Annotated in this window: 22 protein-coding genes and 2 riboswitches; of the genes, 8 read left to right on the top strand and 14 right to left on the bottom strand. The window is 62.4% G+C overall.

Annotated elements, in window-relative coordinates:
• The first annotated feature begins 1 nt into the window (after position 1).
• Entirely contained in the window at positions 2-769 is a 768-nt protein-coding gene (locus QEO92_RS23155; RefSeq protein WP_227704588.1) for a cobalt-precorrin-6A reductase, read from the top strand.
• Here the strand turns inward: QEO92_RS23155 and QEO92_RS23150 are convergent.
• The 7 genes from QEO92_RS23150 to QEO92_RS23120 form a co-directional block, all read right to left on the bottom strand.
• Positions 733-1,497, bottom strand: a complete 765-nt coding sequence (locus QEO92_RS23150; RefSeq protein WP_037154268.1) for a precorrin-3B C(17)-methyltransferase — start codon at positions 1,495-1,497, stop codon at positions 733-735. The two genes, QEO92_RS23155 and QEO92_RS23150, sit on opposite strands and share 37 nt — an antisense overlap.
• Complete coding sequence (locus QEO92_RS23145) at positions 1,494-2,246, bottom strand: precorrin-2 C(20)-methyltransferase (RefSeq protein ID WP_037154270.1); 753 nt, start codon at positions 2,244-2,246, stop codon at positions 1,494-1,496. Before QEO92_RS23145 ends, QEO92_RS23150 begins: the two co-directional genes overlap by 4 nt.
• On the bottom strand, positions 2,243-2,872 hold the full coding sequence (locus QEO92_RS23140) for a precorrin-8X methylmutase (protein WP_037154272.1): 630 nt from the start codon (positions 2,870-2,872) through the stop codon (positions 2,243-2,245). Before QEO92_RS23140 ends, QEO92_RS23145 begins: the two co-directional genes overlap by 4 nt.
• Complete coding sequence (cobG, locus tag QEO92_RS23135) at positions 2,869-4,182, bottom strand: precorrin-3B synthase (protein ID WP_052182992.1); 1,314 nt, start codon at positions 4,180-4,182, stop codon at positions 2,869-2,871. Before cobG ends, QEO92_RS23140 begins: the two co-directional genes overlap by 4 nt.
• Positions 4,179-7,463, bottom strand: coding sequence for a cobaltochelatase subunit CobN (gene cobN / locus QEO92_RS23130; protein ID WP_037154275.1), 3,285 nt, complete (start codon positions 7,461-7,463; stop codon positions 4,179-4,181). Before cobN ends, cobG begins: the two co-directional genes overlap by 4 nt.
• Positions 7,464-7,532: 69 nt before the next feature.
• A complete protein-coding gene (gene cobW / locus QEO92_RS23125; protein WP_227704587.1) occupies positions 7,533-8,570 on the bottom strand; it encodes a cobalamin biosynthesis protein CobW in 1,038 nt (345 codons plus the stop codon).
• Positions 8,567-8,962, bottom strand: coding sequence for a DUF1636 family protein (locus tag QEO92_RS23120; RefSeq protein ID WP_037154280.1), 396 nt, complete (start codon positions 8,960-8,962; stop codon positions 8,567-8,569). Before QEO92_RS23120 ends, cobW begins: the two co-directional genes overlap by 4 nt.
• A 105-nt stretch (positions 8,963-9,067) precedes the next feature.
• Positions 9,068-9,271: riboswitch (cobalamin riboswitch) on the bottom strand.
• Between the two features lie 59 nt (positions 9,272-9,330).
• Positions 9,331-9,528, top strand: a riboswitch (cobalamin riboswitch).
• Positions 9,529-9,565: 37 nt separating this feature from the next.
• On the opposite strand from QEO92_RS23120, the gene QEO92_RS23115 reads away from it, so the two are divergent.
• Genes QEO92_RS23115 through QEO92_RS23100 form a run of 4 tightly spaced genes read left to right on the top strand, consistent with a single transcriptional unit; the run spans position 9,566 to position 12,595 of the window.
• The gene (locus QEO92_RS23115) at positions 9,566-9,742 is read left to right on the top strand and encodes a CbtB domain-containing protein (RefSeq protein ID WP_037154283.1); all 177 of its coding nucleotides are present in this window, start codon (positions 9,566-9,568) and stop codon (positions 9,740-9,742) included.
• A gap of 12 nt (positions 9,743-9,754) precedes the next feature.
• On the top strand, positions 9,755-10,522 hold the full coding sequence (locus tag QEO92_RS23110) for a CbtA family protein (RefSeq protein WP_227704586.1): 768 nt from the start codon (positions 9,755-9,757) through the stop codon (positions 10,520-10,522).
• Between the two features lie 41 nt (positions 10,523-10,563).
• The gene (gene cobO, locus QEO92_RS23105) at positions 10,564-11,133 is read left to right on the top strand and encodes a cob(I)yrinic acid a,c-diamide adenosyltransferase (protein ID WP_244446923.1); all 570 of its coding nucleotides are present in this window, start codon (positions 10,564-10,566) and stop codon (positions 11,131-11,133) included.
• Positions 11,134-11,137: 4 nt separating this feature from the next.
• Positions 11,138-12,595: a cobyric acid synthase gene (locus QEO92_RS23100; protein ID WP_227704585.1), complete on the top strand. Its 1,458-nt coding sequence runs from the start codon at positions 11,138-11,140 to the stop codon at positions 12,593-12,595.
• Here the strand turns inward: QEO92_RS23100 and cbiB are convergent.
• The gene (gene cbiB / locus QEO92_RS23095) at positions 12,579-13,544 is read right to left on the bottom strand and encodes an adenosylcobinamide-phosphate synthase CbiB (RefSeq protein ID WP_037154294.1); all 966 of its coding nucleotides are present in this window, start codon (positions 13,542-13,544) and stop codon (positions 12,579-12,581) included. The two genes, QEO92_RS23100 and cbiB, sit on opposite strands and share 17 nt — an antisense overlap.
• Between cbiB and cobD the strand changes: the two genes are divergently transcribed.
• Positions 13,543-14,556, top strand: a complete 1,014-nt coding sequence (cobD, locus tag QEO92_RS23090) for a threonine-phosphate decarboxylase CobD (RefSeq protein ID WP_227704584.1) — start codon at positions 13,543-13,545, stop codon at positions 14,554-14,556. The genes cbiB and cobD overlap by 2 nt on opposite strands.
• On the opposite strand, the gene QEO92_RS23085 is transcribed toward cobD, so the two are convergent.
• The 3 genes from QEO92_RS23085 to QEO92_RS23075 are packed head-to-tail and all read right to left on the bottom strand — an operon-like array spanning position 14,549 to position 18,443.
• Complete coding sequence (locus tag QEO92_RS23085) at positions 14,549-15,556, bottom strand: P1 family peptidase (RefSeq protein ID WP_037154301.1); 1,008 nt, start codon at positions 15,554-15,556, stop codon at positions 14,549-14,551. The two genes, cobD and QEO92_RS23085, sit on opposite strands and share 8 nt — an antisense overlap.
• Before the next feature lie 5 nt (positions 15,557-15,561).
• Positions 15,562-17,103 carry an L-piperidine-6-carboxylate dehydrogenase gene (gene amaB / locus QEO92_RS23080; protein WP_037154304.1) on the bottom strand — a complete coding sequence of 514 codons (1,542 nt, stop codon included), beginning with the start codon at positions 17,101-17,103 and terminating at the stop codon, positions 15,562-15,564.
• A gap of 56 nt (positions 17,104-17,159) precedes the next feature.
• Positions 17,160-18,443: an NAD(P)/FAD-dependent oxidoreductase gene (locus QEO92_RS23075; protein ID WP_037154305.1), complete on the bottom strand. Its 1,284-nt coding sequence runs from the start codon at positions 18,441-18,443 to the stop codon at positions 17,160-17,162.
• Positions 18,444-18,542: 99 nt separating this feature from the next.
• On the opposite strand from QEO92_RS23075, the gene QEO92_RS23070 reads away from it, so the two are divergent.
• Both QEO92_RS23070 and QEO92_RS23065 read left to right on the top strand, forming a co-directional pair.
• Positions 18,543-19,466, top strand: coding sequence for a LysR family transcriptional regulator (locus QEO92_RS23070; RefSeq protein WP_037154308.1), 924 nt, complete (start codon positions 18,543-18,545; stop codon positions 19,464-19,466).
• 54 nt (positions 19,467-19,520) lie between these two features.
• Positions 19,521-19,757 carry an Lrp/AsnC ligand binding domain-containing protein gene (locus QEO92_RS23065; RefSeq protein ID WP_037154402.1) on the top strand — a complete coding sequence of 79 codons (237 nt, stop codon included), beginning with the start codon at positions 19,521-19,523 and terminating at the stop codon, positions 19,755-19,757.
• Between the two features lie 56 nt (positions 19,758-19,813).
• On the opposite strand, the gene QEO92_RS23060 is transcribed toward QEO92_RS23065, so the two are convergent.
• The 3 genes from QEO92_RS23060 to purU form a co-directional block, all read right to left on the bottom strand.
• On the bottom strand, positions 19,814-20,011 hold the full coding sequence (locus QEO92_RS23060) for a hypothetical protein (RefSeq protein WP_037154310.1): 198 nt from the start codon (positions 20,009-20,011) through the stop codon (positions 19,814-19,816).
• A 424-nt stretch (positions 20,012-20,435) separates the two neighbouring features.
• Complete coding sequence (locus QEO92_RS23055; protein WP_227704583.1) at positions 20,436-23,084, bottom strand: aminotransferase class III-fold pyridoxal phosphate-dependent enzyme; 2,649 nt, start codon at positions 23,082-23,084, stop codon at positions 20,436-20,438.
• A 74-nt stretch (positions 23,085-23,158) separates the two neighbouring features.
• Entirely contained in the window at positions 23,159-24,043 is an 885-nt protein-coding gene (purU, locus tag QEO92_RS23050; protein WP_227704582.1) for a formyltetrahydrofolate deformylase, read from the bottom strand.
• Between the last annotated feature and the right edge of the window lie 202 nt (positions 24,044-24,245).

Genomic DNA, 24,245 nt, shown 5'->3' with positions numbered 1-24,245 from the left:
AGTGAAACATTCCATCCTCATTCTCGGCGGCACGGCGGAGGCCAGAAAACTGGCGGCAGGGTTCGCCGGTGATCCGCGCTTCACGACCGAACTTTCGCTGGCCGGCCGCACGCGCGCACCGGCAGAACAGCCCGTGCCGGTACGGATCGGCGGTTTTGGCGGTGCGGAAGGCCTGGCTGCCTATCTGCGGGACAAGGGTATCACGATCCTGATCGATGCAACCCACCCCTATGCGGCGCAGATCTCCCGTAATGCGGCAGAGGCTGCGAAGCGGGCGGATGTGCCTTTGATTGCGCTCCGCCGTTCTCCCTGGCGCCAGCAGCAGGGTGACCGTTGGATTGAAGTCGCCAGTATTCATGAGGCTGTCACGGCATTGGGCAAAAGCCCGAGAAAAGTCTTCCTCACCCTCGGCCGGCAGGAACTTCTGCCTTTCGAGGCGGCGCCGCAGCATCATTACCTCATCCGCAGCGTCGATCCCGTTGAACCGCCGCTTGCTGTGCCGCATGCGATCTATCTGACGGAGCGCGGCCCGTTTGCCGAAACGGACGAGGCACGGTTGCTGAAAGAGCAGGGTATCGAGGTGATCGTTGCCAAGAACAGCGGCGGGCCTTCGAGCTACGGCAAGATCTGCGCCGCCCGTGCGCTCGGTATCGAGGTGATCCTCGCGCGCCGTCCGGATTTGCCGGATATGCCGTCGGTGGAGACCGTGGAGGAGATGCTTGCCTGGCTCGATCATGTCCCGGCGCCCTTGAAAGAACGCGGCGAATAAACGATCGGCCGCTGGCCTTCCCGCTCGATGATCCGGGTTTCCGCCGTCCCGACGATCACACAGGTCGCCATGTCGGCCATGCCGCTTTCGGCCTCGGAAAGGGGCACGATCCGGATCGTTTCGTCCGGCCGACCCGCTGCGCGGCCGAAGATTACCGGAACCTCGCCCGGCAAATGCCGGCGCAGCAGGGCGAAGGCGTCGCCGAGCTGGTGCGGCCGCGCCTTGCTGACCGGATTGTAGAAGGCCATGACGAAACCGGCTTCTGCCGCCGCAATCAGTCTCTTCTCGATGATTTTCCAGGGCTTCAGGTTGTTGGAGAGCGAGATGGCGCAGAAATCATGCCCCAGCGGCGCGCCGGCCCTGGCTGCCACCGCCAGCATGGCTGTCACCCCCGGCACGACGGAAAAATCGATACTGCGCCATTCGACCGGGCCTTCATCGATCGCTTCGCAAACCGCCGCCGCCATGGCGAAGACGCCGGGATCGCCGCCGGAGACGACGCAGACTTTGCCGCCATTGGCGGCCATCTCCAAAGCGGCCCGGGCACGCGCCAGTTCCTCGCGGTTGTCGGATGCATGGCGCCGCTGGTCCGGCCGAAGGTTCAGTCGGTCGATATAGGGAAAATAGCCGAAGAAATCTTCCGCTGCCGCCACGGCTGCCAAAGCTTCCGGCGTCATCTGATCCGGATTGCCTGGCCCAAGGCCGACGACTGTCAGCGAACCGCTCATCGGTCGTCTCCCGGCCGCGCCTTCCAGCCGGGAACCAGCACGATCGAGAAATAGGGCGCCGGGCTCTCGTCACGCTCTTCCAGTTTCTGGGCCGCGCCGTTCGCCATGGTGCCGCGTTCCACGTAGAGCGCGCCGGACAGTTTCCCAACCGACGCAAGCGCACGGCGGATCTTCGGCAAGTTGCGGCCGACCTTCATGATAACAGCGCCGTCCGTATTTGCCAGGCGTTCGGCCAGCTTTTCCTCAGCAAGCGTGCCCGGCAGCACGCTCAAGATGTCGTCGCCCTGAACCAGCGGCAGGCCCGTCATCGACCAGCAGCCGGACATGGCGGTGACGCCTGCCACGACTTCTGCCGGATAGCGGCTCGCCAGCCGCACATGCAGGTGCATGTAGGAGCCGTAGAACAGCGGATCACCTTCGCTGAGCACAGCCACATTTTTCCCAGCGTCGAGATAGGCGGCGATTTCCTCCGCCGAGCGGTCGAAGAAGTCGGAGATCGGACCGCGATACTCCGCCTCATCCTTGCTGGTCTCGGTCGTCACCGGATAGACAAGCGGCAGTTCCAGCGTGCCCGGTCGGACATGGGCTCCTACAATGGCGCGGCCATTGCCCGTGCTGCCCTTCTTGCAGAAGAAGGCGATGACATCCGCCTCGCTGATGGTACGCGCCGCCTTCAGCGTCAGCAGTTCCGGATCGCCCGGCCCCGTGCCGACGCCGGTGAGCTTGCCTTTGAGGACCACCGCGTTCAAAGGCCTGCCCTCGCAAGCGCGTTGACGCAGGCTGCCGTCATGGCGGAGCCGCCCAAGCGGCCTCGCACCACGGCATAGGGAATGCCGAGCGCCGATTCCATCAGCGCTTCCTTGGACTCTGCCGCTCCGACGAAACCGACCGGCATGCCGATGATCGCGGCCGGGCGCGGCGCGCCGGCATCCAGCATTTCGAGCAGGCGGAAGAGCGCCGTCGGCGCATTGCCGATCGCCACCAGCGCGCCTTCCATTTCATCCCAGAGGTCCAATGCGGCAGCTGATCGGGTGTTGCCGATCGTCCTGGCAAGCTCGATCGTGCGGCTGTCTCGCAGCGTGCAGATCACATCGTTATCGGCGGGCAGCCGGGCGCGGGTGATGCCATGCGCAACCATTTCGGCGTCGCAGTAGATCGGCCTGCCGTCATAAAGCGCGCCACGCGCCCGAGCGACGAAATCCTTCGAAAAGTGGAATTGCTGCGCCGCCTCAACAAGCCCGCAGGCATGGATCATGCGCACGGCGATTTCCGCCTGTTCAGCGGAAAAGGCGGAAAGATCGGCTTCCTGGCGGATGATCGCGAAGGACTTTTCGTAGATCGAGTCGCCTTCACGAATATAGTCATAGTTGTTCATGGTCGTCCTGACGTTACAGCCGCAGCGAGCCGATCAGTTCCGAGTCGGGCTAGGCAGGCGGCGGAATTTTCCCCTTCGCGTCGTTCGATCCGAACGAGATCGGCGATACGGCGAAGAGAGGCGCTGGTATTGGCAAAAGAGATGGAGGCAAAGGGCGGTTTGGCTGCTTTGCCCCGCCCGATCAGGGAAATGCCGTCGGCCGTCCCGCAGAGGGTCAACGCGGACGGCTCCGGATGGGCGCAGCCTTTCGGGCAGCCCGTCACATGCAGCTTGAATGACCCGTCGAGCAGGTCTGCACATTCGGCTGCGGCCTCAGACGCAATGGCGTGGGTTGCGATCGTCGCCGACGTGCAGGCCGGGCTTCCCGGGCAGGCGGCGATATGTCCCCGCGGGTCGGCGGAGGACGTGATGAAGCCGGCCCTTCCCGCGAAAGTGGCGAGCGCTTTACAGGCTTCGTGCGTTCCGAAGAACAACAGCGAGTGATCCAATGCCGGCTTCAGAGATTTGATCCCCAGCCGCTCGGCTTCATAGCAAAGTGCGATGAGGTTTTCAGCCTTTGCCTGGCCGAACGCGGGACCGAGGCCGATGGCATGGAAGCCGTTCGAAAGAGCAAACAGGCCGAAGGGCGAGATCGAGGGTTGCGCATCCGCATTCACCGGAAGCCCGTTTGCAAGATCGCTGCCTCGTGCTTTGTTTCCCATCGCTGCGAGCTTCTGAAGCAAAGAAATGGCGGTCGCGATGGCGTCGGCGTCGTCGAACACTCCGCAAATCTTACCCGTTGTCTCCGGTCCGCCGAGCATCAGTTTCCAGCAGATGTTTTCGCCGGATCGAACGGCGACCAGCCGGATATCCGCCAGCAGATGGGAGAGCCGCAATCTGCCATGCCCGTCTACCACGAGGCACATCTTTGGTGCGAGACCCTCGATGCCGCGCGCAGCTTGCCGGATTGCTTCGGCAACCGGTCTCGGATCGACGATTTCGGTTTCATCCAGACCGGCAAAGGGGGGAACCTCGACCGCAAGTCCTTCACGCAAGGGCAGATTCAGCGCCCGGACTTCCGTGTCCAACATCGGAGCGGAGATTTCCGTCAGTCCGCGAGCCTGGAGATTTCCCCGGGCGGAGATATCAAGAATGCCGTTGCCGTGACGCTGTGCCAGCCTGCAGAGTTCAGCCAGTTGCCCCGGAGAAATCGCATCGATCAGCGCGATGCGGGCCAGAAGCCCGTCACCGGTCATCATCGGAGCGGAAAGCGCCGGGCAGGCGCCGCGTCGCATGTCCAAAGCTTTGCGCTCGAGCGAGGGCGCGGTCATGCCGACCTCCTTGTCAACATCTCGAGTTCGGCGTCGATCGCATTCCGGCGCGGGTGCCAAAGGCCGCGGCGGAGCGCCGAGCGGAAACGTTCGCCCATGTAGCGCGCACCTTCGGGGTTCTGCGAGAGCAGGAAATCGCGTACTGCTTCGTCACCGAGATAGGCATCGTAGGTTGCGTCGATCAGCGATTGCGGGATAGCACGGGTGGTCTCGGCAAAGCCGATCAACCGATCGACGGTTTCCACCAGTTCGGCCGCACCACGCGGCCCGTGGCGCATCTGGCCTGCGATGAAGCGCGGATTGACGGCGCGAGCGCGCACCACACGGGTCACGGCTTCCGAGAGCGAACGGGCCTTCGGCTTCTGCGGATCGGTGGTATCGAGCGCGATCACATCCGCCTTGCCGCCAAGTGCCGCGACCGCTGCCGAAAACCCGCCGATGAAAGCAACGTCCGCCGAACCGTCCAAAAGATCACGGCCGGGGTCGTCACCAGTATGGACAAGCAGGTCAGCGCTTCCAACGCGTTCGGCGAAGCGCCCGGGTACGGCCGAAGCCTCACCCTCCGCCCCGCCGAAGGCATGGCTGGTAGCGTCGAGATAGAGGTGGCCGAGTTCCTCGCGCTCATTCCATGTGCCGTCTGCGAGCTTTTCCTCAATGCCGGAACCATATGTGCCGGGGGCAGAACCGAAAATGCGTGGCGGCACATGGCCAAGCCTGCGGGCTTCCTCGGCCAGCGGGTTGTCGCCCGGCGCTTCCTCGCGGGCCGCGATCGCCCGCATGGCGGCGTCCAGCAGCGCGATCAGCGCCGGGAACATGTCGCGAAACAGGCCGGAGATACGGAGCGTCACGTCGATACGCGGACGGCCGAGCGCCGCCGGTGGCAGGACGTCGATGCCGGTCACGCGGCCAGTCGCTGTATCCTGTACCGGCTTTGCGCCCATCAGCGCCAGAGCCTGGGCCACTTCTTCGCCGCCGCTACGCAGGGAAGCGCTGCCCCAGAGATCAAAAACGAGGCTTTTGGGCCAGTCGCCGTGATCCTGCAGGTAACGCCGAAGAATCTCGTCCGCTGCGCGTTTGCCAAGCTCGAAGGCAGTCGGCGTCGGTAGCGTGCGCGGATCGCTGGCAAAGAGGTTGCGGCCGGTCGGCATGACGTCGCGGCGGCCGCGTGCCGGAGCGCCGGACGGGCCGGGGCGGATATGCTTGCCGTCAAGCGCGTCGATCAAGGCTTGGCGCTCGGTTTCGGCACTCAGTATCCGTAACGGATCGTTATCATCCTCCGCCACCTCGCCGAAGACATGCTGGCCGTCCTTGATCGCGAAATCCTTGAGATCGCAGAGAAAGGCGTCGATACGGGTCAGGGCCGTGTCCGGATCGTCGTCGCCGGAAACGCCGGCTTCGGAAGCCAGGCCGGTATCGCGGGCCGTCTCGACGATCAGCTTTGCCAGCCGGTCACGACGGCGGCGGTCGAGCCCGTCTGCCTGGGCATATTCATCGACCAGCAGTTCGAGCCTCTTCTGTTCGTCGGACAATCCGGCATCGGTCAGAACCGGCGGCAGATGGCCGATGGTGACGGCGGAAATCCGTCGCTTGGCGACCGCTGCCTCGCCCGGATTGGAAACGATAAAGGGATAGATGACCGGCAGGCCCCCGGTCACGATCTCTGGAAAGCAATCCTTCGAAAGGGCAACCGTCTTGCCCGGCAACCATTCCAACGTACCATGGGCGCCGACATGCACGATCGCATGCGCGCCGAGCGTCTCGCGCATCCACTGGCCAAAGGCCACCAGCGCATGGCGTGGCGGCAGATCCGGGTCGTGATAATCGGCCCGGCGGTCTGCGTTGCGGCCGCGATCCGGTGCCAGCGCTACGGTGATATTGCCGAAAGTCGCTGCACGGAAACGGAAGGCGCCATCCCCAAGCTCCGCGTCGGGCGGCCCCCAGGCGGTTTCTGCGCCCGGAGCCGGGTGATAAGCGGAGAGCGGATAAGAACCGGCTTCCCGGTTTAGCAAGTCAAGAAGGTCTCGCGCGGTCACCGGTATGTCGGGGATGGAATAGCCGGCTATCGAAAGCTCGCGCAGCATGGACAGCACGCTTTGCGGCACGTCCAGCCCGACGGCATAGCCTGTGCGGCCGGGCGCACTCGGATAGTCCGGCATCAGGATGACGATCTTGCGGGCGGATCGCGGCGTAGATTTCAGGCGCAGGAAAGCGGCAATGCGCTCGGCGACCTGCTCGACCCGGTCCGGCTCCGGCCGGCTAAGAAGGTTGGCGGAATCGCTGCCGGCCTTGAAAGAGATCGCGCCGGCCAATATGCGCCCGTCGAGTTCCGGCAGGACCACATGCATGGCGAGGTCTGCGGGATTGAGACCGCGGCGGCTTTCCGCCCAGCCTTCACGCCGTGTCGTAGCGATGACGACCTGGAACACCGGCACGCCGGTGCGATCGAAGATCGTCTCACCGCTGTCGCTCGCGCCGCTGGCAAAAGCGGTGGTGGCAATGATCGCCGCAGGTTCGAGATCTGCGATCGCTTGTTCAACGAAGTTTATCGCCTCGACATCCTTCAACCCGCTGACGAAGATCGGGATCGGCGCGAAACCGCGTTCAAGCAGCGCTTCGAACAGCGCATCGATCGGTGCGGTGTCGTTCGCGAACAATATGGAGCGGTAGAAGAGGACCGGCAGTCGCAGGGCGTCTGGCGAGAAATCCGCGAGCAGATCGTCCACTCCGACGATTCCGCTGCCTGGCCTGTAATAGCCCATCTTCGACATCGGTGCGGCTTGCGGCAGGACCTCCTGCTCGTCATTCGCCAGCGCGGCCAAACGCTTTGCAAGCAGACGCATATTGCCCGGTCCGCCCTCGCGGAAACAGGCAAGAAAGCCGGCAAGCACCTCTTCGGAAACGGTCGAGGCAGCAGCGAGTCTTTCATCGCGGATACTGCATTCGCCGGGCAGAAGCGCGAGCGCGGTCTTCTTGAACCGCGCCAGCCGCGAAATCTCTTCGACACCATATGACCAGCGATCATAGCCGCCAAGGATGCGCACGAGAATAACTTTGGCATGTGCCGCCGTCTTTTCGATCCAAAGATCGACAGACATGGGATGCCTGAGATCAGCGAGATTGGTCAATCGCAGGGTCGGCTGACCTTGGCCCCATGCGGCGGAAATGCCGTTCAGATCGCTGCCAGAAAAGGACAGCACCACCACATCGGCCGGCGACTGGTTCAGGTCAACCGGTTCGATCAGGTCGTCGAGCGACGACGATGTGGTGGCGAGTATGTGCATCCTTCTCTCTGAGTTTCTGTTTTCTCTCGGCAATTGCCAACGGAAAACCGCTTCACACTTTTCCTGCTATCACGCGGCCAGCATCCTTTCGATCGCGGCGCGGTCGATGCCCTTTTCGCCGATTACGACAAGGCGGCTTATCCGCGCCTCACCGGGCGCCCAGGCTCGGTCGAAATAGTGGTTTACGCGCGATCCTACCGCCTGAACCTGCAGGCGCATCGGTTTGTTCGCGACTTCCACGAAGCCTTTTATGCGCAGTACGTTCTCCGCCTCCGCCGTCGCGGAAATGCGGGCAGCCAATTCGTCAGCATCGGAAACAGCCGGGAGATCGACGACAAAGCTGTCGAAATCATCATGATCGTGGTCGAGTTCGTCGTCGTGATGGGTCTTGCGGTTTTCGATATCGTCCTCGACGGCGAGGCCAAGTCCGATCAGCACGGCCGGATCGATCGCGCCATTGGCAGCCGAGACGATCTTCACGGCACGCGGCAGATGGGCGGCGACGCGGTCCCGGGCGGTAGCAAGGCCCGCAGCATCGAGGAGATCACTCTTGGTCAGCACGATCATGTCGGCGCAGGCGACCTGATCCTCGAACACTTCCTCGACCGGATCGTCGTGGTCGATGGAGCCGTCCGCCTGGCGCTGCGCCTCCAGCGCTTCATGGTCATCGGCAACGCGGCCTTCGGCCAGTGCCACACCATCCACAACGGCGACAACGCCGTCCACCGTGACACGTGCCTTGACGGCCGGCCACTGAAAAGCCTGAACGAGCGGCTTCGGCAGCGCAAGGCCGGAGGTTTCGATCAGGATGTGGTCGACGCGCGGTTCGCGTGAAAGAATCTGATCGATCGCCGGTACGAAGTCATCCGCCACGGTGCAGCAGATGCAGCCGTTGGCAAGCTCGATGACGTTGTCTTCCGGGCAGCTCTCGATGCCGCAGCCCTTCAGTATCTCGCCGTCGATGCCGACATCGCCAAATTCGTTGACGATGATCGCCAGCCGCTTGCCGTCAAGCTTCGCGATCAGGTTGCGGATCAGCGTGGTCTTTCCGGCCCCCAGGAACCCGGTGACGACGGTGCAGGGAACGCGGTCGAAGCTGACGCTCATGATGGCATGTCCTCGTGATGATGAAAGGGTGGGATACGGGCCGTCAACCCCTTGCCGCGCAGACATGTCGGGCGGCCGCGTAGAGGAAGGAAACCGCGCTCGTCCTCGGCCAGCATCATCGCGCCGGTGACGATGTCCTCGACATTGTCGAGGGACAGATGGCCGAAGACATAGGACCAACCGTTGCGGTGATTGAAGGCGGCGCTGGGGCTTTTTTCGCAATTGGCAAGGCAGGTGACGGGCTTGACCGCGAGCGGCTTGCCGTCCGCTGCTTCACGTAGCGCTGCGATCAACGCGATGCCCGGCCGAACGTCGCCGTCGGACACATCACGGCAATTGGTACAGACGAAAATCGTCACATCTGCCGGATCATCTGGTCGGTGGTCACTCATCGGTCAGCCGCGTTCCCGCCGGGGTCGAAACAATCGGGGCGCGGAGCAGAGGGCTGAAACCGCCTGCGGTGATCGAGAACTTCCTCCGGAGCACCCCGCCCGGTGAAGCAAAAACATCAGATGGCAGGTCTCCTGGCTTGCGGGTCACCGCCATTTGCCTGCCTTCCCGGTTTCCCAGTGGCTTATAGGCAATGGCTCGCCGCTTACAGTTGCGGGGGCAGCCGCGGCATTGATCGCGAAAGGGATCTCACCGCATTCTCTCTTAGCCCTCCCCGTTGCCGGAAAGGGACCATCTCTTTTCAAGTAAGCCCGGTCGCATGCTTATGTCAATGCGTCGCAAAGGCGATTGCCGTGAGGCCGATTTCGTCTATAGTGAGCCAGCCTATGGTGCCCCGAAAGGGTATTTGAGGGAATGCGGTGCGACGGATCTGCTGTCAAACCCGCGGCTGCCCCCGCAACTGTAAGCGGAAAGTCTTCGTCCATGATGCCACTGGAGCAATCCGGGAAGGCGGGCGCAAGATGCCTGATCCGCGAGCCAGGAGACCTGCCAGAGGCGAGGAAAAACTTCAACGGCCCTCGGGTGGAGGGCGAAAGGACAAGGCAATGGCAACGAAAACCGCTTCGACGGCAGTCGGTATTTCCTCCTCGAAGATCATCCCGCTCAGCATGACGGCCCTGCTGGGGCTTTTCGTCGTCGGTTTCGTCGGCTTCTCGCATATGGAAGTCGTGCACAATGCCGCGCACGATTCGCGTCATTCCTTCGCTTTCCCCTGCCACTGAGGGGAGTTTCCCATGTCGTTGTTTCGTAACATCGTCTTCACGGCGGTGATCGCCGGGCTGTTGTCCGGACTGCTGCTCACCGTCATGCAGAGCTTTTCCACTGTCCCGCTGATCCTGCAAGCGGAGAGCTACGAGAATGCCGGCGGCGGAGAGGTCGGCCACAGCCACAGCCATGAGGCCGCTCCCGCCGGCAATGCCGCAACGCCTGCGGACCATCATCCCGACGAAGAAGCATGGATGCCGGCAGACGGTTTCGAGCGCTTCATTTATACGGCCGCCGCCGACATGCTGGCCGCGATCGGTTTCGGTCTTATTCTGATCGCGGTTTCAGAAGCCCAGGGCGGTCTCAAAGGCTGGCGCAGCGGACTGATGTTCGGTATTGCCGGCTTCCTGACCGTCAGCTTGGCTCCAGGGCTCGGCCTCCCCCCGGAACTTCCGGGCATGCCGGCTGCTGAGCTTGGTCCCCGTCAGGTCTGGTGGATTTCGACCGCAGTCTGCACTGCAGCGGGCCTTGGCCTCCTCGCCTATACGCGCTCAGCCGTATTCGCCGCGCTGGCGATCGTTCTGCTGATCGCGCCACATATCGTCGGCGCGCCGCTGCCGCCCGGGCATGAAACGGCTGTGCCGCTGGAACTCTACGCCCGCTTCGTGAATGCTGTCTACGCCACGAACCTGGTATTCTGGGCTGTACTCGGTGCGTTGGCCGGGATGATCCGCGAACGCTTCCGTGCAGGGGAAGAGATCACGGCGCGGTCTGATGGGGAGTTCGTATCGCGGTGAAGGAGATCGACGAGGCATCGGTCGAACGTCATCGCGCCAAGATGGTGAACCGCAAGGCAGTGCAGGACAAGGAAGTCGCCGGGAAGACCGTCGAAAAGGGGCTTCTCATCGTCCATACCGGTCCCGGCAAGGGAAAATCCACCGCCGCCTTCGGCCTGGCTTTGCGTATGCTCGGCAACAATCGCCGGGTCGGCGTCGTGCAGTTCATCAAGGGTGCCTGGTCGACAGGCGAGCAGCCGGCGCTGGCCGTTTTCGGCGATCGGGTCGTCTGGCACACGATGGGCGAAGGCTTCACCTGGGAAACTCAGGATCTGACGCGGGATATCGCGGCCGCCGAAAAGGCCTGGGCAAAGGCTCTCGACCTGATGGCGGACGAGACGATCGGACTCATCATTCTCGACGAACTCAACATCGCGCTTCGTTACGATTATCTCGATCTCGACAAGGTGGTCGCAGCACTTCAGGCGCGGCGGCCGGACCTTCACGTGGTCGTCACCGGTCGCAACGCCAAGCCGGCGCTGATCGAGGCGGCGGATATGGTCACAGAGATGACGCTGGTCAAGCATCACTTCAAGGCGGGCGTGAAGGCCCAGGCCGGCATCGAGTTTTAACGGTATGACCGCTCGCGCGCTGATGTTTCAGGGTACGGGTTCGGATGTGGGCAAGTCGCTGGTGGTGGCCGGGCTTGCCCGCGCCTTTACGCTGCGTGGGCTGAAAATCATGCCGTTCAAGCCGCAGAACATGTCGAACAACGCGGCAGTCACGGCGGATGGCGGCGAGATCGGACGGGCGCAGGCCTTGCAGGCGCGTGCGGCCGGGGTCCCGCTCAGCGTACATATGAATCCTGTGCTTCTGAAGCCTCAGAGCGACGTCGGCGCGCAGGTCGTGGTGCAGGGCAAGGTCGAAGGCAATGCCAAGGCCGCCGAATACCAGGGCCTCAAGCGGAAGCTGATGCCGCGGGTGCAGGAAAGTTTCGACCTTCTCCGCAACCAGGCCGATCTGGTGCTGGTGGAAGGCGCCGGCAGCGCTTCGGAAATCAATCTCCGCCGCAATGACATTGCCAATATGGGGTTTGCGCGGGCGGCGGATGTGCCCGTCGTGCTGATCGGCGATATCGACCGCGGCGGCGTGATTGCTAGCCTTGCCGGCACGAAACTTGTGCTCGATCCCGAAGATGCGGCGATGATCCGCGGGTTCATCGTCAACCGCTTTCGGGGCGATCCGGCCTTGTTTGCCGAAGGCATGCGGATGATTGAAGAACTGACCGGCTGGCGATCGATCGGGCTTTTGCCGCATTTCGCGGATGCAGCGTTTCTGCCGGCGGAGGATGCGCTCGGGCTCAACCAGTCCTTCGCTCGCAAGTCCGGCGCAAGAATCCGCATCGCAGTGCCGATCCTGCCGCATATCTCCAATTTCGACGATCTTGACCCGCTGGAAGCGGAGCCGGAGGTCGATCTCATCCGTGTCAGGCGCGGTGAGGCCATTCCGGGGGATTGCGACCTCGTGCTGCTGGTCGGCTCGAAAGCAACCGTCTCCGATCTGGCTGCACTTCGCGAGGCTGGTTTTGACGTGGATATCGCCGCTCACGTTCGTCGCGGCGGGCGCGTGCTCGGCCTTTGCGGCGGTTATCAGATGCTGGGCAAACGGATCTCCGATCCGGATGGCATCGAAGGATCACCCGCTTCGGTCGAAGGGCTGGGCCTGCTGGATGTCGAGACCATCCTGTCCGCCGATAAGCGGCTGGAAGCAGTTTCGGGCGAAAGCTTCGATGGAGTTCCCTTATCCGGCTATGAGATGCATATCGGCCGGACATCCGGGGCCGATTGCCGACGCCCGTTCTCGGTGATCGACGGTAACCCGGATGGTGCGATATCGGCGGATGGCCGGGTCTGGGGCACCTATCTTCATGGGCTTTTTTCGGATGACCGGCAGAGGTCGGCCTGGTTGACACGGCTTGGCGGCGCGGTGTCGGTCCTGGACTATCAGACCGGGGTGGACAATGTGCTCGACCGGCTGGCCGCCCATATGGAACGGCATCTCGATCTCGATGGATTGCTCACGCTTGCCAGATGATCCATGCCAGGAAGCCGAAAAGGCCGATAAAGAGCGCGTCCGCGACGCGGGCGAGCTTCAATGCGCGGCGGATATCGACTTGGGTGAGTTCCGAGCGCCCGCCTTCGCCCATAAAACGCGCCTCGATCATCTGTCCGCCATAGCTCCGCGGCCCCGCCAGCGCTATGCCGAGTGCGCCGGCCATCGCCGCTTCCGGCCAACCGGCATTCGGAGAGCGATGGTGGCGTGCGTCGCGGAAGATGGCCTTGATTGCATTCCGAGGCGAAGCCTTGTCGACGAAAAAGGCAGCCAGCACGAACAGAAAAGCGCTCAGCCGCGAGGCCGGCAGGTTAATGAGGTCGTCGAAACGTGCGGCCGCCCAGCCGAAGGCTTCGTGTCGCGGATTGCGGTGGCCGATCATGCTGTCGGCGGTATTGGCTGCCTTGTAGGCCGCGCCGCCCGCGAGGCCGCCGACGCCCATCCAGAAAGCCGGCGCCACCACGCCGTCGGAGAAATTCTCCGCCAGGCTTTCGATCGCCGCACGGCAGACGGCGGCCTCGTCGAGCTTTTCCGGATCGCGGCCGACGATCATCGAGACGGCCTTGCGCCCGGCGTCGAGCCCGCCATACTTCATCGCGTCGGCAACCGCTTCGACATGCTTTTCAAGGCTTTTCTGTGCCGGGAGGCTGGCGGCTATCAGAATCGGCAGGACCGCTCCCAGAGGGATCGTCAGAAGCCCGTATTCGATCACAAACGCCACGGCGATTGTCACGCCGAGCAGCGTCAACAGAGCAAGCACGCCCATGCGTTTGCGCGTATCGAAATCGTCGGCCTCGCGGTTCCAGCCGTTGTCGAGCCGGGATATCAGCCGGCCCATCCAGGTGACCGGGTGGCCGATCGTCCGGAAGAGCCAGTCCGGATAACCGAAGATGCGCTCTATGATCAGGGCGAAAAATGCGAGAAGGAACATGCCGGTGACTGCATCTGAGATTGGTGGTCCGATAGCGCATGGCGGCAATCTGTCCCGTGCACGGGCGCTGTTTCCGCACGCGCCTGAACCCTGGATCGATCTTTCCACCGGTATCAATCCTTATTCCTATCCGCATTCTCCCTTGCCCGACAATGCCTTTGCACGCCTGCCGGACCCCGCACTGGCAGAAAGGCTGAAGGCGATCGCAGCGGAAGCCTATGGCGCGCCCTCGGCTGCCCATGTGGCGGCGGGGCCGGGCACGCAGATCCTGTTGCCGATCCTTGCGAGCCTGCTTGGGCAAGGTAAGGCTACGATCCTTTCGCCGACCTATGCCGAACACGCCCGCGCAGCGCGGATGGCCGGTTTTGAGGTGACCGAAACGGACGATCTGGATCGGCTGGCTTCTGCAGATCTCGCCGTTATCGTCAATCCCAACAATCCGACCGGCCGAATCGTCCCGAAGAGTGATCTTCTGGCGCTTGCAGCCATCATGCGAGCAAAAGGCGGATTGCTGGTCGTCGATGAAGCCTTCGTTGACGTCTCGGAAGCGGCGAGCGCAGCGGATGCGGTCGATGCCGGCGGACTTATCGTGCTGCGGTCCTTCGGCAAGTTTTACGGCATGGCGGGCCTGAGGCTCGGATTTGCGATCTCTCGTCCGGATATCGCCCGAAGGATCGAGGACCAGCTCGGCCCTTGGGCCGTTTCCGGTCCGGCGTTGCATATCGCCAGCGAAGCGCTGGCCGACGGTTGGTGGCAGGCGATGATGCGACAACGATTGCGCGATGATGCCGCGAATCTTGATATCTTCCTGATCGGCGCTGGCATTCCAGTCTTCGGCGGTACATCGCTATTCCGCTTCGTTCGGGACGCGCGCGCGCTGGCGATTTTCCAGCATTTGGGGGAGCGCGGCATCGTCACCCGCCGCTTCGAAGAACGGCCGGCTGATCTCAGGATAGGGCTTCCCGACAAAAATGGCTGGCCAAGACTGGAAGACGCTCTGAAAACTATTTAGCCGGCGAATCGAATTTGTCGCGCCATGCGGCCCGTGCGTTCGGCACGGGTAAGGCGGTTGCCTCATAGACGCCGCGGGCCACGGCTCGGGCCGTCACGATTGTCGTCAGGTGGCAGAGTTCGGCAAAGGCCGCCATGTCGTCCAGCGGTTTTGCCCCCGTCGCGGCGGAAAAGATCGTATCGCCATCGCCTGGCAGGTGCGCCGGCAGAACAGCGCGTGCCAATCCGTCATGCGCCATGATCGAAAGCCGATGCGCCTGCGCTTTCGTCAGGAAGGCATCGGTCACGACGACGCCGATCGTCGTGGCCTTCAGGTTGACGCCTTTAAGCCGCAGGGCCGAATGGCTTTCGGTGAACTTTTGCGGCAGGCCGAAGCCACCGAATTCCTCGTCCTGCTCAAATGGAGCTGCCCAGAAATGCGGGCCTTCGGCGACAGTCGCCGAACCCATGGCGTTAACCGCGAGCAGGGCTGCGATCGTGTGGCCGGCTGTCGTCCTTGCGCTCGCCGAACCGAGCCCACCTTTGAATGTCGCAGTCGTGGCGCCGGTGCCTGCTCCTACAGTTCCGAGCGCAAAAGCGCCTTTCGCAGTGGCCTTGAAGGCATCGTAGCCCATCTCCCGATAGGGCGAGTGAAGTCCCCAGTCCTTGTTGCCGCCGTTCAGGAGATCCATCAGGATTGCCTGCGGTACGATCGGTACACGGACGTTGCCGACTTGGAAGCCACGGCCGATTTCACGAAGCCCCGCCTGCACTCCGCCCGCGGCGTCCAGTCCGAAGGCCGAACCGCCGGACAGCACGAAGGCGTCGACCGCCTGCACGGTCATCGACGGGTCGAGCAGTGCAGTATCCCGGCCGCCCGGCGCGCCACCGAGCACCGAGCCGGAAGCGACCGCCGGTTCATCGAAGACGATCGCCGTCACGCCCGAACCCAGTGCGGGATCGGTGGCATGGCCGACGGCGACGCCTTCGATGTCGGTCAAGAGGTTCAGCGGCCCGATCATAGGCTTCATTCGATGTCGAACTTGACGCCCTGCGCCAGCGGCAGGGTGCGGCCATAGTTCAGCGTGTTGGTGGCGCGGCGCATATAGGCCTTCCACGCATCGGAGCCGGATTCGCGGCCGCCGCCGGTTTCTTTTTCACCACCGAAGGCACCGCCGATCTCGGCGCCCGAAGGACCGATATTGACGTTGGCGATGCCGCAATCCGAACCGCGTGCGGAGACGAAGGTCTCGGCCTCACGCATGTCATTGGTGAAGATCGAGGAGGAGAGGCCCTGCGGCACATCGTTATGCAGGTCCAGTGCCTCTTCGAAACTCGAATATTTCATCACATAGAGAATCGGCGCGAAAGTCTCGTCCTTGACCGGACCCGTCTGGGCCGGCATTTCGACAATCGCGGGGCGGACATAATAGGCGTCGGCCGCCTCGTTCCCAAGCACGCGCTCGCCTCCGGTCACCTTGCCGCCTTCGGATTTCGCTGCTTCTAGGGCTTTCTGCATCTTCTCGTAGGCCGCCTTGTCGATCAGCGGGCCGACAAGTGTGCCGTTCTCCAGCGGGCTGCCGATCGTAACGGACTGATAGGCCTTCGTCAGGCGAGGCACCAGCGCGTCGTAGACGCTTTCATGCACGAAGAGACGGCGCAGCGTCGTGCAGCGCTGGCCGGCCGTGCCCATGGCAGCGAAAGCGACGCCGCGGAGCGTGAGGTCGAGATCGGCCGTCGGGGCGACGATAGCGGCATTGTTGCCGCCGAGTTCGAGGATCGAGCGGGCGAAACGCTGTGCCAGCCGCAGGCCGACCGTGCGGCCCATAGCGGTCGAGCCGGTGGCGGAGACGAGCGGCACTTTCTTGTGGTCGACGAGAATCTCGCCGATCTCGCGGCCGCCGATCAGAAGGGTCGAAAGGTTCTTCGGCGCGGTGTAGCCTTCGGCGACATAGCGGGTCAGCGCCCTGTCGAAGATCGCCTGGGTGGCGAGCGCCGTCAACGGTGTCTTCTCCGACGGTTTCCAGATGGTGGAGTTGCCGCAGACGATGGCGAGCGCCGCGTTCCAGGACCAGACGGCGACGGGGAAGTTAAAGGCGGAAATGATGCCGATCGCGCCCAGCGGATGCCAGGTTTCCATCATGCGGTGGTCGGCGCGTTCGGTGGCGATGGTGAGGCCGTAGAGCTGGCGGGAGAGGCCGACCGCGAAATCGCAGATGTCGATCATTTCCTGCACTTCGCCCAGGCCTTCGGAAGTCACCTTGCCCACTTCGATCGAAACCAGCCGGCCCAGCGCGGTCTTGGCTGCGCGCAATTCCTCGCCGAGGAGACGTATCAGCTCGCCGCGCTTCGGAGCCGGCACCAGCCGCCATTCGAGGAAAGCCTCATGGGCGGCTTCGATGGCTTGTCTTGCGCCGGCAGGTGTCTCTTCCGGCAGCTTGCCGATTTCGGCGCCGGTGATCGGCGAACGGACGGCAAGGGTGCCGCCGGTATAATTTTCGGCTTTCACGCCGAGATCGCCCAGGATGGCTTTCACCTCGGCAGCGAGATCGAGAGTGGCAAGGGTCATGTCAGTCTCCGGAATCGAATTTCGGTCAATCTTAGAAATCGGCGGCGGTTTAGCAATCAGAACCGTTCGCCGGCGAAATGGGCGATTTGCGCGCCCGCCTCGTAATAGGCTTCCTTCAGCGCGCGAAAGCCCGGTTCTTTCGGCTCCGTCAGCGGCAGCGGGAGGTCGGCTTCGGAAACCTCGCCGAGAATATGCCGGGCAAGCAGCTTTCCGAAGGTGGTGCCGGGCGCGATGCCGCGGCCATTGTAGCCGGAAAAACCGATCACGTTGCGGCCGAATTTGTGGAAGCGCGGCAGCGCGTTGTCGGTCATGCCAATCTGTCCGTACCATTCCGCCTCGAACTCCACCTCGCCAATCTGCGGGAAGAGGCGAGCGAGCGAACGCTTCGCCCATGCCTTGTGAACGGCGATGCCGGTGCCGCGCAGCGCGCCGACCGAGCCGAAGACCAGCCGGCCGGCCTGATCCATGCGGAAGGAGGAGAGGATTTCCCTGGTGTCCCAGCAGCCTTCGCGGCCGGGCAGAATGGAGCGGCGAAGATTGTCGCTGAGTGGCGTGGTAGCGAGATTGAAATAGGGCAGATGCACCTGCTCACGGCGCACCTGTTCCCAGGGGCCGGTGCTGTAGGCGTCGGTCGCCACGATGATCCAATCGGCGGATACCTCACCCCGTTCAGTCTTTAGGATCTTCCTGCCGTTCGCCTCGCCGGTATTGATAACGGCGCTGCCGGTATGGAGCTTCGCACCGGCTTTCACCGCCGCATGCGCCAATCCCCGTGCATAGGCGAGCGGTTGCAGCGTGCCGGCGCGCATATCAAGGAGCGATCCGGCATAGGCTTTCGTGCCGATGCGCCGTTCCGTCTCGGTAGCATCGAGCAGGATCACCGGCGCGCCGCGTTTCTGCCATTGCCGGGCGCGTTCCTCCAGCTCCTTCATTCCTTCCGGCCCCACGGCGCAATGCAATGTACCGTTCTTTTCCAGTTCGCAGGCGATGCCGTGCCTCTCGATCAGGTCCCGAACGAGGTAGGGACCGTCGCCAAGCAGTTCGAGCGCCCTGTCGCCATAGGCAGGCCCGAGTTCCTTCAAAAAGTCATCCGGCATGACCCACATGCCGGCATTGATGAGGCCGACATTGCGACCCGCACCGCCAAAACCGATCTCGGTTGCCTCAAGCAGCCGGACATTCACTCCGGCCTCGGCCAGATGCAGCGCAGCAGAGAGGCCGGTATAGCCGCCACCGACAATCGCCACGTCGGTGGAAACGGCTTCTTCCAGCCGCGGCGCAAGTGGAGGCGGGGGCGCGGTCTTTTCCCAGAGGCCGTGAGAGCGGGGATCGTTGAGCATGATGGATTGTCCGGAGGCGTCACTCACTCTCTCTTTACAGAGAGCTGTTATCGATGAATATCGACATGTTCTCAACAGGTCATTCGCTGGAGGAATGACATGCTGCCGCCCCGGCGCTTCCTTCCCTCGTTTTCGCTGCTTTCGGCCTTTGAAGCAGCAGCGCGCACCGGCAGCGTCACGGCGGCGGCGAACGAACTCGGCCTCACCCAGAGTGCCGTCAGCCGCCAGATCTCGGCCTTGGAAAATCAGCTCGGCGTGGCGCTTTTCCTGCGCGAACGGCAGACGATCCGGCTGACGCTCGCAGGCGACGGCTATGCCCGCGAGGTGCGGGAGGCGTTGAGGCGCATTTCCAATGCCTCGCTCAATCTCAAGGCCAACCCTTCCGGCGGAACGCTGAACCTCGCCATCCTGCCGTTCTTCGGTACGCGCTGGCTGACGCCCCGGATCAAGCATTTTCTCGACGCGCATCCGGGCATTGTCGTGAATCTCATTACCCGGCTGGAGCCGTTCGATTTTCGCTTCGATACGCTCGATGCTGCCATCCATTTCGGCGCGGCCCGCTGGCCGGGCGCGGCGCTCACCTTCCTGATGGAAGAAGAAGTGCTGCCGGCCTGCAGCCCTGATTTCAAGATGCGGCATAATCTGAAAGCTCCGGCGGATGTGCTGAAGGCGCCGCTCCTGCATCTCAATACGCGGCCGGATGCCTGGGAGCTGTGGTTCACGAGAAACAAGGTCCCGTTCGATGCGCTGCATGGCATGCTGCTCGACCAGTTCATGACCATGGTCGAAGCGGCCGCCGCGGGGCTTGGCGCAGCGCTCCTGCCGCGTTTCCTGATCAGCCGGGAACTGGATCAGGGGCTGCTGGTACCGGCTGTGGAAGGACAGGTCATGGAAACCGGGCAATACCATCTTGCCTATCCGCCCGATCGCGCCACTTATCCGCCGCTTGCTGCCTTCCGGGATTGGATCGTCCAGGAGGTCGAGCAGGATATGCTTGCGAACGGCGGACGCATCGGCCAATAGTCGGGTATGTCCATCATTGATCGCGCAGGCGATCCGACCGACGGGAAGACGTCCATGAAACCCATTTTCGTCCAGCTTCGCTGCAAGCCCGGCAAGACCTATGAAGTCGCCGATGCCATCTACAAGACCGAACTCGTTTCCGAACTCTATTCCACCAGCGGCGATTGGGACCTGCTTCTGAAGATCTACATCAAGGACAGTGACGAGATCGGCCGGTTCGTCAACGAAAAGATCGCATCCATTCCCGGCATCGAACGTTCGCTTACGACGATCACCTTCACTGCTTTCTGATAAGGAAACGAAAAAGCCGCCCGAAGGCGGCTTTTTGCGGAAATATCAATAGGATCTCAGACATGTGCCGTTGGCGCCAAGTTGCGCGAACGGACAAGATCGCGAATCGCGAGGCGCACTTCGTCCGCGGAGTTGAATCGCTGCTCATCGAGATCGATGACGTGAAATTTCACGGCGATGAACTTCAACCGATCCTCATCCGGAATGACGATACCGACGGGTTCCCCGCCGAACTCAATAACTTGCTTCTGCATGGCAGACTCCCGCAGTGGCTGCTTAAAGACAGCTCTGGCGAATGAAAATTTTCAGGAACGATTGAACCGAAAGCGTTACATTCGACAGCACGGAAGGGAGCGGCGATCCGTGCCGATCATTTTGGACGCACCTTCACCCAAGGCGGCGACGAAAACAGGTATAAGCATGTCACTCTCCCTTTTGGTGTTGCGTGAAAAACCGATCAGGCTCAACCGACCGGATGATGACTGACTGTAGGTGAGTCCCACAGCGCTATCAACAAAAATCAGTGTAACTAGAATTTTTTTCCGACTCATGACAGGAAAAGGGCGGAATTGTGAAATTTCATTCGCAAGTCCACGGCCATCGTCCGTCACGGTTTAAATAGGAAGCCTTCCGGCTCACGCAAGAACCGGGTTCAGGAATTTCCGGTCTGCGAAAGGCTCAACTTTCCGAGAGGAGCGCCTTCAGACGGGCAGCCAGGAGATCGGCACTTTCGCGGCTGAAGCATAGCGGCGGGGCTATCATGAGCTCGTCGCGGCCGTTCGAAGCGGTCAGGATGCCGTCTTTTCTCAAGCCTTGGCCGATTGCATTGGCCTTCGCATCATCCTCGAATACAAGGGCCAGGCACAGGCCCATGCCCTGCACGGCGCGAATCGCCGGATGACGGGCGGCGAGTTCCTGCAGCGCCGATTTCAGATGATCGCCGACAAGCCGGGCGTTTTCGCGAAGCGCCTCTTCCTCGCTGATCTCGAGAGCCGTTGCAGCCGTCGTGCAGGCGACCGGACTGACCCGGCCCACCGTGAGTTCCAGGGACGCGGCGATCGTCTCGCGCATGAAAAGAACCGCGATATCTTCTCCGGGAAGGCCGGCAATGACGAGGTCGGGCCGGAGGCCGGATGCTTCAAAACCCCAAGCATGGTGGCCCAACCTTCCCCAGCCCGTGCTTGTCTCATCGATGACGAGGAGGCCCTCGTTGCGGGCCAGTGCGTTCAATATTTCCGACAGGCTGTCGGCCGGATGAGGAAAGCCGGTCAGCAGCAGCCCGGCCTTGCCGTCCTCTCCCAGCGCCGCCGCGGCTTCTTCTCTGCTGCTGGTACAAAGGATCATCGCATCGTCAGCGACCTTCGGCACCAGGCCGACGACACCGACGATGTCGTGCCTGCCGGTATGGGCGCGGGCTACGTTCAGAGCGTGATCGAGCGCATCGCGATGGCTGGGCAGGACAAGCACGGTCATGAGCCCCTCAGGCGCCAGATCCTCGAGGCGCTGGGAGAGATGCTGTTCTGCTTCCGATGGGCCGGCGGGCGGGGTGTTCAGCAACAGGAGCTGCCGGTAGGCTGCGGCCGCCACGCCCGGATCACCGTGACCGATCAAAGGGGCGTTGCCGGCGAGGTCCAGCAGACTACGCCCGGTGCCATCGAAGAGATACTCCTTCCAGCCGCGGACGGGCTGGTCTGGATGCTTCGGGTCCGGCGCATCGGCATCGGTGCCGAGCAAGGCTGCCGGGGACGGGCATAGATGGGACCATGTTCCCGCCTTGCCGGGAATACAGAAGTGCGGCGGCACAAGATCCGGATCGCGGCAGAAGCGCAGACGTATCCCGCCGACGGCATTTTCCGCCCCGGCAACCATTCCAAGCGGTTCGCCTGCGTCAAGCTTGGTCTCTTCGGCAATTTCGCATTCGAGTCCCTCGACATGCAGGGTCAGCTCGCGACCGGCAAAGACAAGCCGCGGACCAGCGCGCTTCACCGTTCCCCCGAAAGGTGCCACCGCTGTTGTCCCGGTCGGTACGCAGGCGTCGATATGGAGCGAGAAGTTCTCCGGCTCCTGCAGAGGGTCGGCTGAACTTTTCGAAAGGCGATATTCGCCGTAACGCGTGCTTCCACGGCCGGTTTCCCACGCGACGCGTGCCAGCAGTTTCCAATCGTTTTCCGGATCGGTCCAGTTACCGCCATAAAGCAGCGGACTTGTGACGCTGAGGTCGACGAGCCGGAGCGTATCCGGATCGATGTCCGGCAGAAGGCGGCCGATCTCCGGCAGAGGTTTCGTCATCTTCGTCACATCGAGGATGGCTGCGAACATCCATGCTGGGGAGACGGTGGTCGCTGCATGGAGAACGGCGCGGCGTCTTTCCGCATCCTCTTGCACCTGTTGATCGTCCGGGGATTGCACCCGCCTATTCTCGGCTTTGGCTGAAAGGATTCCGGTCCGGGCGACGATGAGCGGCCAGAGCGCCTCAAGCTCTGCGAGCGTCAGTGGATAGATGTCATGATAGGCGCGGATTGCCGGCAGTGGGGCAGAGGGGTCACCGTCGCGGTTTGCGAGCATATAGGCGCAGCTATTGGCGAGGCCGGCGACGAGCCAGCCATTGGAAAGACCGGTGAAGTCCGTCAGGCCTGTCGGAAGCCAGATGCCATCAGTCATCTCGCCGATGACGGCATCGGCGTCGAGGTTCTGGTGTGTGACAGCGGTGCGCAAACCCGGAGCGAGCGGCTGTATGCGCCGCAATGCCGTCACCATGGCCTTGGCGATGATGTCGCGTGTCTCCTGGTCGGCGACTGCGGACAAGAGCGATACAGTCTGCGGACCTGCCTTGCGCAGGTCGCTTTCCGGCTCCTGTTCTGGAATCGAATGTTCGAAGTCTTCGAGGCTTTTTGCTAGCGAGGCAGAGATCGCACCGAAGGCCGCAATCGCCTCGTCCGACAGTTTCTCGTCTGCCTGTGGTGAGGTGCCATCGAGAAAAGTCAGGAGGCGGATGCGTCGATCCTCGCCGGCAAGCGGCAGGACGATTGTGTCGTTCCCATCCTTGGTGGATACGGGCTCGGGAACATGCGGCCCGTCCGGCTCGCGCAGGATATGGCGCATCAGGGCATGTTCGGTCTCGATCTTATCAAGAGGCCAGTCAGCGGGTGCCACCTTCAGGAGGTAGCGCATGTGGCCGTTGTCGATCAGAAAGTAAGGATTCTTCCTCCCCTCGATCGGAAAAACCTGCCCTGAAAGCCCATATTGCTCGCGGAGGATCTCCTCCACCGCATCGATCGACGGACCGGTTGACGAAACATCGATGAGGTCGGGCATGACGTCGGACATGAACCTCTCCGGAAATGGCACTTCCGAAGAGGATAGTGCGGCAGAACCGCACGTCCATAGGGCTTTATTCGAGCTTATCCCATGCGCTCGGATGCATAGGAGCCTGGGCTCGGGGGGAAGACGACGGTGCGGTTGCCGTTGATGAAGGTGCGGTGGTGGATATGGGCATGGATGGCGCGGGCCAGTACCTGGCTTTCGACGTCCCGACCGAGCGACACATAGTCGTCCGGCGACTGCGCATGGGTGATGCGCACCGTGTCCTGCTCGATGATGGGACCTTCGTCGAGATCGGCGGTGACATAATGGGCCGTCGCGCCGATCAGCTTCACGCCGCGCTGGTAGGCCTGCTTATAAGGGTTGGCGCCCTTGAAGGACGGCAGGAAGGAATGGTGGATGTTGATGATCCTGCCCGACATCTTGCTGCACAGACTGTCCGAAAGCACCTGCATGTAGCGGGCGAGTACGATCAGCTCGGTGCCGCTCGACTCTACCACGTCCATCAACTGCGCTTCCGCCTGCGGCTTGTTCTCCTTCGTCACCTTGATGTGGTGGAAGGGGATGTCGTTGTTGACCACCAGTTTCTGGTAGTCGAAATGGTTCGACACGACGCCGACGATGTCGATCGGCAGCGCCCCGATCTTCCAGCGGTAGAGCAGGTCGTTGAGGCAATGGCCGAAGCGGGAGACCATCAGCAGCACCTTCATGCGGTCCTCGGCATCGAAGATGTCCCAGTCCATCGCGAACCTGTCGGCAACCGACTTGAACTCCTCGATGAGGGCCGGCCGTTCAGCCCCCTCTTCGGAAAGGAAACTGACGCGCATGAAGAACTTGCCGGTGTCGAGGTCGTCGAACTGCGAACTGTCGATGATGTTGCAACCCTTTTCGGCAAGGAAACCGGATATCGCAGCAACAATCCCGCGCGTGGATCTGCAGGTGACCGTCAGGACATAGTTCTTCATCTAAAATCTCCCTCCTCCGTCATCGGTGGCCAATTCGTGTATACATAAAGGCGGCGCAGGACAATACCCAGCCCAGAACGAAAGGGAAAAATGCCCAAATGAGCTGACGCTCGATGTCTTTGTGTGTACAGAGGCCGCTTCATCCGTTCCATGGCTCGGCTTTTTTCATAGCGTTTTTCATAACGCCGACCTTAGGGACAGC

This window comes from Neorhizobium petrolearium, from assembly GCF_029854435.1.
GTDB lineage: Bacteria > Pseudomonadota > Alphaproteobacteria > Rhizobiales > Rhizobiaceae > Neorhizobium > Neorhizobium petrolearium.
Note: the sequence above shows the minus strand (reverse complement) of the source record. Positions and strands in the feature narration are given on the sequence as shown.

Excerpts from the sequence above, each read along its gene's own strand:
- QEO92_RS23150 (WP_037154268.1), bottom strand. The coding sequence starts at position 1,497 with ATGAGCGGTTCGCTGACAGTCGTCGGCCTTGGGCCAGGCAATCCGGAT.
- QEO92_RS23140 (WP_037154272.1), bottom strand. The coding sequence starts at position 2,872 with ATGAACAACTATGACTATATTCGTGAAGGCGACTCGATCTACGAAAAG.
- cobG (WP_052182992.1), bottom strand. The coding sequence starts at position 4,182 with ATGACCGCGCCCTCGCTCGAGCGCAAAGCTTTGGACATGCGACGCGGC.
- cobN (WP_037154275.1), bottom strand. The coding sequence starts at position 7,463 with ATGCACATACTCGCCACCACATCGTCGTCGCTCGACGACCTGATCGAA.
- cobW (WP_227704587.1), bottom strand. The coding sequence starts at position 8,570 with ATGAGCGTCAGCTTCGACCGCGTTCCCTGCACCGTCGTCACCGGGTTC.
- QEO92_RS23120 (WP_037154280.1), bottom strand. The coding sequence starts at position 8,962 with ATGAGTGACCACCGACCAGATGATCCGGCAGATGTGACGATTTTCGTC.
- QEO92_RS23115 (WP_037154283.1), top strand. The coding sequence starts at position 9,566 with ATGGCAACGAAAACCGCTTCGACGGCAGTCGGTATTTCCTCCTCGAAG.
- QEO92_RS23110 (WP_227704586.1), top strand. The coding sequence starts at position 9,755 with ATGTCGTTGTTTCGTAACATCGTCTTCACGGCGGTGATCGCCGGGCTG.
- cobO (WP_244446923.1), top strand. The coding sequence starts at position 10,564 with ATGGTGAACCGCAAGGCAGTGCAGGACAAGGAAGTCGCCGGGAAGACC.
- QEO92_RS23100 (WP_227704585.1), top strand. The coding sequence starts at position 11,138 with ATGACCGCTCGCGCGCTGATGTTTCAGGGTACGGGTTCGGATGTGGGC.
- cobD (WP_227704584.1), top strand. The coding sequence starts at position 13,543 with ATGCCGGTGACTGCATCTGAGATTGGTGGTCCGATAGCGCATGGCGGC.
- cbiB (WP_037154294.1), bottom strand. The coding sequence starts at position 13,544 with ATGTTCCTTCTCGCATTTTTCGCCCTGATCATAGAGCGCATCTTCGGT.
- QEO92_RS23085 (WP_037154301.1), bottom strand. The coding sequence starts at position 15,556 with ATGATCGGGCCGCTGAACCTCTTGACCGACATCGAAGGCGTCGCCGTC.
- amaB (WP_037154304.1), bottom strand. The coding sequence starts at position 17,103 with ATGACCCTTGCCACTCTCGATCTCGCTGCCGAGGTGAAAGCCATCCTG.
- QEO92_RS23075 (WP_037154305.1), bottom strand. The coding sequence starts at position 18,443 with ATGCTCAACGATCCCCGCTCTCACGGCCTCTGGGAAAAGACCGCGCCC.
- QEO92_RS23070 (WP_037154308.1), top strand. The coding sequence starts at position 18,543 with ATGCTGCCGCCCCGGCGCTTCCTTCCCTCGTTTTCGCTGCTTTCGGCC.
- QEO92_RS23065 (WP_037154402.1), top strand. The coding sequence starts at position 19,521 with ATGAAACCCATTTTCGTCCAGCTTCGCTGCAAGCCCGGCAAGACCTAT.
- QEO92_RS23060 (WP_037154310.1), bottom strand. The coding sequence starts at position 20,011 with ATGCAGAAGCAAGTTATTGAGTTCGGCGGGGAACCCGTCGGTATCGTC.
- QEO92_RS23055 (WP_227704583.1), bottom strand. The coding sequence starts at position 23,084 with ATGTCCGACGTCATGCCCGACCTCATCGATGTTTCGTCAACCGGTCCG.
- purU (WP_227704582.1), bottom strand. The coding sequence starts at position 24,043 with ATGAAGAACTATGTCCTGACGGTCACCTGCAGATCCACGCGCGGGATT.